Here is a 12,130-nt window from a genome sequence, read left to right on the forward strand (position 1 = left end):
AGGGCGCTAGAAACTCCGCCGGACCTGTACGGACCACCCGCGCCCGGCGTGCACACACGCCGGGGCCTGGTTCCATGCGCCCTCGGAAAGGGAGTACGTGATGCCTGGTCAACACAGACGGCGGCTCCTGGCGGTGAGTGCCCTGGTGGCGCTCCTCGCCACGGGTGTGCCGCAGCCCGCCTTCGCCGCCCCGCCACCCGGTGACGACGGAGGCGGAGGAGTCATCGACGGCCTGAAGGACTTCTTCGGGGCCGGTGACGACGATCCGCAACCTGCCCGACCACCCAAGCTCCCCGACACCGGGGTGCCCGCGAACGAGCACCTGCCCAAGGGGCGCGCCGCCGCCCCCGCCAAACGGGTCAAGGAACTGGAGCAGCGGCGGACGCCGAACGCCCGGTACTGGCAACTGTCCGACGGACGGGTCCAGTCGGAGGTCTCCGCCGTGCCGACCCACTACCGGGCCGGCAAGGAGTGGAAGGCCATCGACACGGCGGTCCGGCCCGCCGACCGTACCGGTTTCAGCCACGCCAACACCACCAACCTCACCCGCAGTTACTTCAGCGACCGCCCCGGCGAACTCGTCCGCTTCGAGCTCGATCCGGGCCACTGGGTCGCGCTCGGCCTCAAGGGCGCACCGGCCGCGAAGCTGACGCCCCTCGTCTCCGGCTCCACCGTCACGTACAAGAACGCCCTCGGTGCCGGCACCGACCTGACCTACACGGTCGGCAACGGCACCATCAAGGAGGGCATCGTCCTCAACGGGCGGCCCGCCGCCCAGGCGCCCGCGTACGCCTTCACGCTCACCACGCACGGCCTGACCGCCCAGCGGCAGAAGAACGGGTCGATCGCCCTCCACAGCGAGAGCGCGGGCCCCACCCGGCCCGAACTCGTCATCCCCGCGCCCTTCATGACCGACGCGAAGAAGGACGCCCGGGCGCCGTACGGGACGGCGAGCAGCGACCAGGTCCGGCAGGACCTGACCGGGAAGAACGGTTCGTACACGCTCACCCTCCGGCCGGACGCCGACTGGCTGGCGGCACCCGGGCGCCGGTACCCGGTGGTCGTCGACCCGACCATCTCCATCGCGCCCACGTCCACCCAGTCCCAGGACGTGATGATCTCCTCGGACGGGCCGGCGTCGAACTACGACGGCAACTGGCGGCTGTCCGTCGGCAACACCGGCACCGGCTCCTCACGGGCCCTGCTGAAGTTCCCGCTGACCGGCGTCCCCGCCGGCACGAAACTGGACTCGGCCGACCTCAAGCTCTACTTCGACCAGACCCACACCACCGGTGACTCCGAAGTCCGGCTGGAGGCGCACCGCGCCACCGCCGCCTGGAGCGAGTCCACCGCCACCTGGAACAACGCGAGCGGCATCACCGGCGAACTGTCCGGCACCTCCGTCCTCGTGGACGACCGTGACGCGGGCACCACGGCCGCCAAGGGCTCGTGGCCGGCGTCGGCCAACACCACGTACACCCAGCACGCCGTCAACCAGGACTACCTCTTCAACAAGGACGCGGTCGCCGGGGACACCTACACCTGGCAGCCCAGCCTCCCCGAGGACGGCGACTACCAGGTCGAGGCGCACTACGTGCCCGCCTCCGACCGGGCCGCGAACGCCCCGTACACCGTCACCTACAACGGCGGCAGCAAGACGTACACCGTCGACCAGCGCGCCGGCAGCGGCGGGGTGTGGAAGACGCTCGGCACCCACCCGTTCAAGGCCGGCACGCTGGGCAAGGTCGTCCTCGGCGACGGCCCCGCCTCCACCTCCACCGCCGTCCTCGCCGACGCCGTCCGCTTCACCAAGGGCGGCGTGGTCACCAAGAAGCCCGGTGAGGCCAACACCTGGCACTCCTTCAGCGTCACCAAGACCGTCCAGTCCTGGATCGACGGTACGCACGCCAACCACGGGTTCGTGGTGAAGGCCGGTGACGAGTCGGCGAACGGCCCCAAGGGCGGCCCGCGCTACGAAGCCGCCGAGTACGCCTACAAGGGCGAGGTCGCCAACTATCCCAAGCTGGTCCTCACCTGGGGCCGTCCCGGCGTCACCCTGGACGCGCCGCAGGTGATCCGGGCCACCGGCGCCGAGCTGTCCTGGTCCGCCTACCAGGACCCCGACGCGGCGAGCACCGCCGACGACATCGTCGAGTACCAGGTCCACCGCAGCGTCTTCCAGACGTTCACGCCGTCCTCGCAGACCCTGGTCGCGCCGGTCGCCGCGAACACCACGACGTTCGCGGACTCCACCGCCACCCCGACCCCGGCGGACTCGGCCGACGCGTTCGGGAACGTCTTCTACTACATGGTGGCGGTCAAGACCCGCGACGGGCAGGTCATCCCCGCCCCCACCCAGATAGTGCGGCTGCCCAAGGCCGGCCGCACGACCGTCGTCCTCCAGGGCAGCGCGGCCGACACCACCCTGTCCTCCGCCCGGCCCACCACCGGGCACGACAGCATCACAGAGTCCGGCACCGGCCACCCGTGGCTGTCGGTCGGCAACAACTCGACGACGTACGGCACCACCCGCGCCCTGTTGAAGTTCCCGTCCCTCAGCCAGGTCCCCGCGACCTCCCGGGTGCTGGAGGCGCAACTCGACCTGTGGGGCACCACGACCACCACCGGCAGCGCGGGCGCCGTCTACGAGCTCCACGCCCTCGGACGGGACTTCGACGAGACGGCCGCCTCCTGGAACAACGCCACCGCCACCACCCCGTGGACCACGCCCGGCGGAGACGTCGACGCCGCGGTCGCCGACACGGTCTCCACGATCACCAACGACCCGGCCCGCCAGTCCTGGTACCTCACCTCGCTCGCCCAGTCCTGGGTCACCACCCCGGCCTCGAACAAGGGCGTCGCGATCAAGCTCAAGGACGAGTCGGCGGCCGGCCCGCAGGAGCGCACGCTGTTCCTCTCCTCCGAGGCCGAGGAGCCGCAGCTGCGCCCCCAGCTCGTCGTCACCTACATCGACAAGTCGACGGACTCGACGTACTTCGCCCCCGACACCCCCGCGCGGATGATCCCCGGCGACCAGTACACCGTCGACGTCACCCTCACCAACACCACCACCAGCACCTGGAAGGCGACCGACCGGGTCCTCTCCTACACCTGGTCGCTCCCGGACGGCACCGACGCCACCACCGGCGGCAACCAGCTCCACACCGCCCTGCCCGAGGACGTCCTGCCGGGCGAGACGGTCACCGTCAAGGCGGCGCTGAAGACACCGATCAACTCCGACTCGGGCAACAAGCGCCTCGACTACGTCCTGAAGTGGGACCTGCTCGACAAGACGGCCGGCACCTGGCTGTCGGCGACCGAGTCGATCCCGCCGCTCGCGCAGAACGTCCGCGTCGAGGACCCGACGTCGAACCAGCTCGGCCTGGAGAAGTTTTACTCGTACGCGGGGAAGAACACCGGCGCCGGCTCGACCCTGATGAACAACCTGTACGCGGGCAACACGGTCTGGCAGTACAACGCCTTCTCCAACCCGGGCCGCGGCCTGTCCACCTTCGTGCGCTTCGCGTACAACACCCAGGACACCAGCGACACCGTCCTCGGCCACGGCTGGTCCGCGCAGACGGCGATGCCGCTGCGGCTGGGCGCGGCGCTGGACTTCCACCCCAACCCCGGCCCGCGCGAGGTGACCCTCCCGGACGGCGACGGCACCGCGCACGTCTTCCGCAAGCAGGACGACGGGACGTGGAGGGCCCCGGCCGGTGTTCACTACCTGCTCCAGCAGGGCTCCGGCACGGATTGCAAGCCGTCCAGCGACGGTGACCCGAAGGCCTGGTCGCTGACCCGGCCGGACCGGACCCAGTTCTTCTTCGACTGCGACGGCTACCTGACGTCCATCGTCGACAAGAACGGCAACACGCAGACGTACACCTACGAAGAGCGCAAGTCCAACAACAAGCCGGTCAAGTTCCTCCGGTACATCACCGACCCGGCCGGGCGTCAGACCCTCACCGTCGACTACTGGACGAAGGCCGACACCAACAGCCCGAAGATCATCGACCACGTCCGCTCGATGACCGACATCTCGGGCCGCAAGCTCACCTTCGACTACTCGGACAAGGGCCTGCTGACCAAGCTCACCGACGGCGCGGGCAGCACCCAGCCGAAGGTCTTCCTCTTCGAGTACGACGCGACGCAGGGCAACAAGAACGTCAAGCTCATCAAGGTCACCGACCCGCGCGGAAACGCCACGTCGCTCGACTACTACTACCCGAACGAGGGCGACGACCCGAAGTTCCACTGGAACACCCAGACCATCACCGACCGCCTCGGCGGCACCACCGGCTTCGTCTACACCGACCCGGACGGCACGGCCGGCTCGGTCATCCGCACCAAGGTCACGGACGCGGAGAACCACGCCACCACCCACGAGATCGACGGGTACGGGCGCGTCTCGCAGATCACCAACGCCAAGGCGAAGACCACCAAGGTCACCTGGGACGCCGACAACAACGTCACCCGGATCGAGGCGCCCAACGGTGCCGTGTCCACCTGGGCGTACGACCCGAAGACCGGCTACCCGCTGGAGCAGAGGGACGCCGAGGCCAACAAGAACGGCACCCCGGCCCAGACCTTCACCTACGCCACCGGCCTGAACGGTCACATCGCGGACCTGTTCGAGCGGAAGTCCGCCGAGGGCCGCACCTGGCGGTTCGGCCACGACAGCCGCGGCAACGTCACCTCGGTCACCGACCCGAAGGGCGTCGCCACCGCGGACCCCGACGACTACACGTCCCGGACCGAGTACGACGCCTACGGACAGGCCGTCCGGTCGATTGACGCCAACGGCCACGCCACGCGCTACAGCGGCTTCCAGCCCATGGGCTACCCGGAGACGATCACCGACGCGCTGAACAACCCCTCCACCTTCGCGTACGACGTACGCGGCAACGTCACGAAGATCGTCAACGCCAAGGGTGCCCAGGTCACCCAGACCTACGACACCTTCGGCCGCCCGTTGGAGAAGAAGGAGCCCAAGGACCAGGCGGCGGGCCAGTTCATCATCACGCCCGCGCCCGTCTACGACGCCAACGACAACCTCACCAAGGTCACCGCGCCCAACGGCTCCGTCTCCACCTCGGTGCTCGACAAGGCCGACCAGGTCGTCGAGTCCACCGTCCCGGGCGACGAGCCGACCGACGCGCCCCGCAAGACCACGACGACGTACGACAAGGCCGGCAACGTCCTCACGGTCACCACGCCCAAGGGCAACCAGACCGCCGAGGCCGGGGACTACACCGTCACCACCCGGTACGACGAGCTCTACCAGCCGGTGGAGATCACCGACGCGGCCGGCTACACCTCCACGTCGACGTTCGACGACGTCGGCAACATCACCAAGATCGTCGACCCGCGCAAGAAGGCCACCGCGGACCCCGACGACTACACCCTGAAGTTCGAGTACGACCTGAACCACCGGGTGGTCAGGACGATCGACCCGCTCGGCAACACCACCACCGGCCGGTACGACAAGGACGGCCTCAACATCGCCCGCACGGACGCGGACGGCAACGAGACGCTCTCCACGTACGACGAGCGCGGCGCCCTCGTCGAAACCAAGGCACCCTTCAGCAAGGACGCCTCGGGCACCATCACGTACCGCACCACCAGGTATGAGTACGACCAGGTGGGCAACCGTACGAAGACGATCACCCCGCGTGGTGTCGAGACCACCGACGACACCACCGACTTCACCGCGGAGACCGTCTACGACGAGCTGAACCGGGTCAAGGAGGAGCGCTCGCCCTTCGACAAGGACGACCCGCGCTACTCCTCGCCCGACACGACGATCTACTCCTACGACTCGGTCGGCAACCTCGACTCCGTCTCGGCGCCCCCGTCGGACGGCCAGACGGTGCGCAACGTCACGAAGTACACGTACTACGACAACGGCTGGACCAGGACCGCCAAGGACCCCTGGGACATCACCACCTCCTACGAGTACAACGATCTCGGGCAGCAGACGAAGAACACCCTGACCTCGGCGGGCGGCTCCCAGCAGCGCACGCTGACCTGGGACTACTACCTGTCGGGCAACCAGAAGTCCCGCTCCGACAACGGCATCCCCGTCGGCAATCAGGTCGTCCTCGTCGACAGCTCCGACTTCAACAACACGGCGACCCTCGGCAACTGGGACCGCTCGCAGGCCGAGCTCCAGCACGGCTACGACACCTACTGGCACCCCGCCGGCACCGGCTCGGCACAGTTCGTGTGGCAGCTCAACATCCCGCAGAACGGCACCTACGAGGTCTTCGTACGCCACCCCCGGATGACGGGCGCGGCCGGCGACGCCTCCTTCACGGTCGACCACGACGGCGGCAGCGCCACCAAGACCGTCGACCAGACGAAGAACGCCGGTGAGTGGGTCTCGCTGGGCAGCTACCCGTTCGTCGAGGACGGCCCGCAGAAGGTCACCGTCACGGACAAGGCCAACGGCACCGTCCTCGCCGACGCGGTGAAGCTCGTCCGCGTCGACACCGGTGCGGCCGCCGACCAGAAGAAGGACTTCACCTACCGGTACGACGCCAACGGCAACAAGACGGAGGTCAAGGACAACTCGGCCGGCGCCAAGATCGACACCTACCGGATCGGGTACGACAAGCTCAGCAACATCGCCAAGGTCGAGGAGATCGCCGGCGGCGTGGTGAAGAACACCACCGCGCTGACGTACGACGAGATCGGCAACCCGGTCACGGCCACCCACGACCTGACCTGGTCGAAGATCGAGTACGACGCCCGGGACATGATCTCCAGGGTCGTCAACGCCGATTCGCCCACCGCGGGCAATCAGCAGATCACGACCATGACCTACACCGCCCGAGGGCAACTGCTCAAGCAGACCAAGCCCAACGGCAACACGCTCGACATGAGCTACTACCTCGACGGATCGGTCAGGCAGTCCGTCGAGAAGACGTCCGGCGGCGCCGTCGTCGCCCAGCACGACCTGGAGTACTCGCCCAACGGGCACCGCTCCAAGGACGTCCTGAAGCTGATGAACGCCGATGACAACTCGGCCCACATCAACAACACGTACACCTTCGACTACGACCCCCAGGACCGGATCACCAAGGTCACCAAGGGCGGCGACGACCCCGCCACCGAGACCTACACCTACGACCGCAACAGCAACGTCATCGAACAGTCGGTCGGCGGCGTCACCACCACCAACCGCTTCGACCGCAACCGCCTGCTGTCCTCGACGGCCGCCGGGATCACCTCCACCTACAACTACGACCCGCTCGGCCGGCTCGACACGGTCAGCGCGGGCGGCCAGACCGTCGAGAAGTACTACTACGACGGCTTCGACCGCACCGTGAAGACCCGGACCGGCACCGGCGCGTCCGCGTCGACGACCACGTACACCTTCGACCCGTTCGACCGGACCGTCTCCCAGAGCACCTCCGGCACCGACCCGAAGACCACCGTCTTCACCTACCTCGGCATGGACAGCCAGGTCCTGCGCGAGGAACTGAACGGCAAGCCGGACAAGGACTACCAGTACCTCCCGTCCGGCCAGCAGGCCACCCAGATCAAGCACAAGGACGGCGGGGCCAAGGAGTACTCGCAGTACACCACCAGCCCGCGCGGTGACATCGAGGCGATCACCAAGGAGGACGGAAGGACCCGCGCCACCTACGGCTACACCGCGTACGGCTCCGACGACGAGTCCCAGTTCACCGGGGCGGACAAGCCGGACGCCGGCAACCCCGACCAGGAGTCGTACAACGCCTTCCGCTTCAACGCGGCGCGCTTCGACAAGGCGTCGGGCACCTACGACATGGGCTTCCGCAACTACGACCCGGGGCTGAACCGCTTCCTGACCCGGGACTCCTACAGCGGGGCGCTGTCGGACATGTCGCTGGCCACGGACCCGTTCACCGGCAACCGGTACGCGTTCGCCGGCGGCAACCCGATCACCTTCGTCGAACTCGACGGTCACCTGTTCGGGCTCTCGCTGTCCGACATCGGCCACGCGGCGCTCGACGTCGTCGGCCTCATCCCGGTCGTGGGCGAGGTGGCCGACGTCGCCAACGGCATCTGGTACGCGGCCGAGGGCAACTACGTCGACGCGGCCCTGTCCATGAGCTCGGCGATCCCGTTCGTCGGCTACGGAGCCAGCGCCGTCAAGGCGGGCCGGTACGTCGCGAAGGGCGTCGAGGCGGCCGACACGGCCAACGACACCCGCAAGGCCGCCGACAACGCCGCCGGCGCCGCCACACCGCCCAAGCCCAAGGCCGACGAACCGGACGCGCCGAAACCCAAGAACGACGACCCGGCACCCAACCCGAAGGACGAACCGGACGCTCCCGGCTGCCCGGTGCGCAACAGCTTCGTCCCCGGCACCCAGGTGCTGATGGCCGACGGCTCCACCAAGGCCATCGAGGACCTGGCGCCCGGCGACCACGTCCGCGCCACGGACGTGGAGAGCGGTGACACCCGGGCGCGCACGGTCAGCGAGCCGCGCAGCAGTGAGGGCGACAAGCAGCTCATCACCCTCACCGTCAAGACCGTCGGCATGAGCGCGGAGGTCCAGGGCGAGGTCACCTCGACCGCGGACCACCTGTACTGGCTGCCGGACGCCGGACGCTGGGTCAAGGCCCGCGACCTGGCCCCCGGCAGCTGGCTGCGCACCTCGTCCGGGATCTGGGTCCAGATCTCGGCGGTCGAGCGGACCCAGCGCCACGAACGGGTCCACAACCTCACCGTCGAAGGCGATCACAACTACTACGTGATGGCCGGCGGGATCCCGGTCCTCGTCCACAACCAGTGCGGCGAGCAGGTCCCGTACGGATCCGACGGCCTGCCCAGGGCGGCCGCCGAGCGGAGGTTCGCCCCCAACTCGGGTGTCATCCAGGGCAGCAACGTCGCCGCCGCCCGGCTGCGCGACGGACGCGTCCTCACCGGCGTCAGCAACCCCAGGACCGGCAAGCACGCCGAGGAGGACATCCTCGGCCAGCTCAAGGACGGCGACATCGTCGACGAGCTGTACACCGAGCGCCAGCCGTGCGGCCCCAACCAGAACAACTGCATCGGCCAGCTCCTGGACAACAACCCCGAGATGCGGATCACCTACTCGGTACCGTGGTCCGACCACCCCGACCCGGAGTCGGCCAAGTTGCTCAACAGCGGCTCCAAGCAGCTGCTCATGGGCATGATCAGCACCTACGCGAAGAACACCGGCCGCAGGTGATCTGACCTGACCCGGCCGGGCCCACGGGCGGCCGTCCACCGGTGAACAGCCGGCGGGCGGCCGCCCTTCGTACACGACGCACAGACTTCGTACACGACGCACAGAAAGGACCTGCCTCATGGCGCTGAGCGCACAGGCTCTCGCGAGCCGGGTCAGGGACGAACTCGCGGCGGCGGGGCTCCCGCTCGCCGTCCCGCACATGACGGTCGACGAGCGGTTCCGGGTGGGAGCGGACGTGTTCGTCGAGGAGGAGGACGACGTGGCGTACGTCTTCGTCGCCTGGCGCACCCACCACGCGCTGGCCGACGCCTCGTCGGGCGCCCTGCTGCGGGGCGACCTCGCCCACCGCGCCGTACTGCATCACGGCAAGGCGTGCCGGGCGATGCGGGACGCGATGGCCGAGGTGCTGGGCTCCGCCGGGTTCGTCGTCGAGCATGCGGACGACGTGAACGAGTACCGGCCGCTGGAGCTGCGGATCACGTCCGGTCCGGAGCCGTACGTTTCGCCGTGGGGGGCTTGAGCCGCCGGCGCAGTGCCGCGCGCCCCAGGCGGCGGGCGCGCCGGGCCAGGCGGCGGACCAGGGCGTTGCGGGGGACCGGGAGGCCGCCGGGGAGGCCGAGCACGGTGAGGCGGCGCCGCTTGAAGTAGCGGCGGGAGCGGTCGTCCGGGTGGGCGGCCAGGTACCGCTCGGCCGCCGGGCGGAGGTCCGGGCGGACCTGGGGCTGCATCGCGAACCCCACGGCGTGCAGGAGGCCGGTGAGGTCGTCCACGCCGTGGGCCTCGCCCGTCTCCAGGTCGGGCACGAGCGCGTCGGCGAGCGTCACCGGCACCCGGTTGCTGTTCTGGTACGGGGACAGCCGGTCCAGCAGCGGGCCCGTGCCCAGGCGGGCGACCGGGACGCCGTAGAAGCGGGCCGCCGTGAACAGCCCGGTCGAGAAGCAGGCCACCACCAGCGCGGGCCGCAGCCGCCGGAACAGCACCTCGGCGAGGACGGGCCGGGCGAGCACGGTCAGGTCGGCGCCCAGCTCCGCCGCCTCCCGCTCCAGCACACGCGACCAGGAGGCGGACGCCACCGGGTGCGGCTTGAAGACGATCCTGCGATGCCCGCGCGCCACCGCGCCGCGCACCATCCGTATGTGCAGGGCCTCCTCCTCGGCGGGGGAGAGGATCCCGAGTGCGGACAGGTACTGGCCCAGGATCAGGGCGGCGCCTTCCGGGGCGTCCACAGGCTCGGCCAGTTCGTCCACCACCTTGGTGAACGCCTCCGTCGGGACCACCTCCGCCGCCGCCCCGAACTCCGCCAGCAGCAGCGGGCGCAGCCCCGGCACGAGGTCCAGGTGGAGCAGCCGCCGCACCCGCTCGCCGACCAGGGGGTCCAGCTTGCTGCGCGTCGGGCCGTAGCTCATCAGCCCGTCCGCGTACACGTCGATCGCCGCGTCCGGGAACAGCTGCGCGACGGTGAGCGCGGGCGCGACCTGGAGGGACTCGACGACCAGCTCGACCGGTTCCTCGCCGAGCCCCCACAGCAGCCGCAGGTACCGCTCCCACAGCGGCACGTCGTCCGGCCGGGGCGACCAGCCGCCCGGGTGGAACGGCGCGACGGTGTCGTTCCACGACAGTACGGAGTCGAAGCGGTCACGCAGCCGCTCGAAGCCGGGCATCCGGTCCAGCGGGACGGCCGTCTCGGGGACCGCCGCGTTGTTGGCGACCAGCAGCAACCGGCGGCCGGCAGGCGGGAAGCAGCCGCTGTCCAGGGCGGCGGCGAGGGTGACGGCGCCGTAGAGGGTGGAGGCGTAGAAGATCTGCGTGGTCATGCCGTGGCCTCCAGGGCGGCGGAGCCCGGTACGGGGCGGCGGCGCAGTCTGCGCAGCCGGGACGCCCGCTCGGCGTCCATCGTGTCGAGGACGTCGTTCAGAACGGCCTGGGGCATCCGTTTCAGGGCGGCCGCGCTCAGCGTGCGCAATTTCCGGGCGACCGGCGCCTCGAACCGTTCCACCGAGCCCAGATGGTGCGCGATGATCGCGCAGTAGGTGCGTACCGCTTTCGGCATCAGCATTTCCGCGTCCGCGTCCTTCGCCGTTTCCGACAGCACCTCGTCGAAAGCGCGGATGAAATCCAGCTGTCGAATATCGCCGATTTGTGTGAGCGACGAGGAGACACCGCGCCGGTAGAAGATGCTGAGCGTGCCGATCGCCGCGAAGGAAGCCGCCTCGCGGTGCAGCCGCCAAATCCACGGCCGGTCCTCGGCCGTGCGGAGACCGTCGGTGAAATGCAGCAGTCCCCGGTCGACCAGGCGCCGGTGGTACATCCCGGCCCAGGCATACGGATAGTCCACCGATGTGGAGCGCCCGGCCGGCAGTATGGCGTCGCGCGGCCGCAGCACCACCCCGCGCCGGCCCACCGGGACCCGCTGCACGGTCCGGGACCTGGCGGTGCACCGCACATGGTCCGTACGGACGAAGTCGCAGCCCAGCTCCTCGATCGCGGTGAGGACCCGGGCGAAATGGCCGGGCGCCAGCCAGTCGTCGCCGTCGAGGAACGCCAGGTACTCGCCACGGGCCGCGTCGATACCGGTGTTGCGGGCGGTGGCCAGCCCGCCGTTGCGTTCGTGGCGGAGCAGCACCGCCCCCGGGATCTCGCGCGCCGCGCGTGCGAGGAGCTCGGGTGTCCCGTCCGTCGAACAGTCGTCGACGAGCAGGAATTCGAAGTCCTCGCGGGCGTTGGCGCGCAGGCTCATCAGGGTGTCCGGGGCGTATGTCTGCACGTTGTAGAACGGCACGACGACGGAGAGCTTGACCACCCGCGAGACGCTAGGCGCCGTCGCCGTCATTCGACTCGGCCGGGAAAGGGATGTGCGGTGAACACTGAGCGGCGCGCTCATTAACCGGATTGCCGCCGGCCGCTGTTCACCGTTTGTTGCGG

At 69.5% G+C, this 12,130-nt stretch carries 4 protein-coding genes; 2 read left to right on the forward strand and 2 right to left on the reverse strand.

All coding sequences use genetic code 11. The features are described 5' to 3' along the window. The first annotated feature begins 100 nt into the window (after positions 1 to 100). A complete protein-coding gene (locus ABT360_RS09360) occupies positions 101 to 9,208 on the forward strand; it encodes a golvesin C-terminal-like domain-containing protein (protein WP_351813197.1) in 9,108 nt (3,035 codons plus the stop codon). A gap of 118 nt (positions 9,209 to 9,326) precedes the next feature. Next, positions 9,327 to 9,728, forward strand: a complete 402-nt coding sequence (locus tag ABT360_RS09365) for a hypothetical protein (protein WP_351813200.1) — start codon at positions 9,327 to 9,329, stop codon at positions 9,726 to 9,728. On the opposite strand, the gene ABT360_RS09370 is transcribed toward ABT360_RS09365, so the two are convergent. After that, positions 9,685 to 11,022: a polysialyltransferase family glycosyltransferase gene (locus tag ABT360_RS09370; protein WP_351813203.1), complete on the reverse strand. Its 1,338-nt coding sequence runs from the start codon at positions 11,020 to 11,022 to the stop codon at positions 9,685 to 9,687. The genes ABT360_RS09365 and ABT360_RS09370 overlap by 44 nt on opposite strands. Continuing rightward, a complete protein-coding gene (locus ABT360_RS09375; RefSeq protein WP_351813206.1) occupies positions 11,019 to 12,008 on the reverse strand; it encodes a glycosyltransferase family 2 protein in 990 nt (329 codons plus the stop codon). The genes ABT360_RS09370 and ABT360_RS09375 overlap by 4 nt, the downstream gene beginning before the upstream one ends. Positions 12,009 to 12,130 lie beyond the last annotated feature (122 nt).

It is taken from the genome of Streptomyces sp. NPDC000229, assembly GCF_040300825.1.
Classification (GTDB): domain Bacteria; phylum Actinomycetota; class Actinomycetes; order Streptomycetales; family Streptomycetaceae; genus Streptomyces.

What these genes read in the sequence shown, in the direction of transcription:
- ABT360_RS09360 (WP_351813197.1), top strand. Translation starts at nt 101, where the DNA reads ATGCCTGGTCAACACAGACGGCGGCTCCTGGCGGTGAGTGCCCTGGTG.
- ABT360_RS09365 (WP_351813200.1), top strand. Translation starts at nt 9,327, where the DNA reads ATGGCGCTGAGCGCACAGGCTCTCGCGAGCCGGGTCAGGGACGAACTC.
- ABT360_RS09370 (WP_351813203.1), bottom strand. Translation starts at nt 11,022, where the DNA reads ATGACCACGCAGATCTTCTACGCCTCCACCCTCTACGGCGCCGTCACC.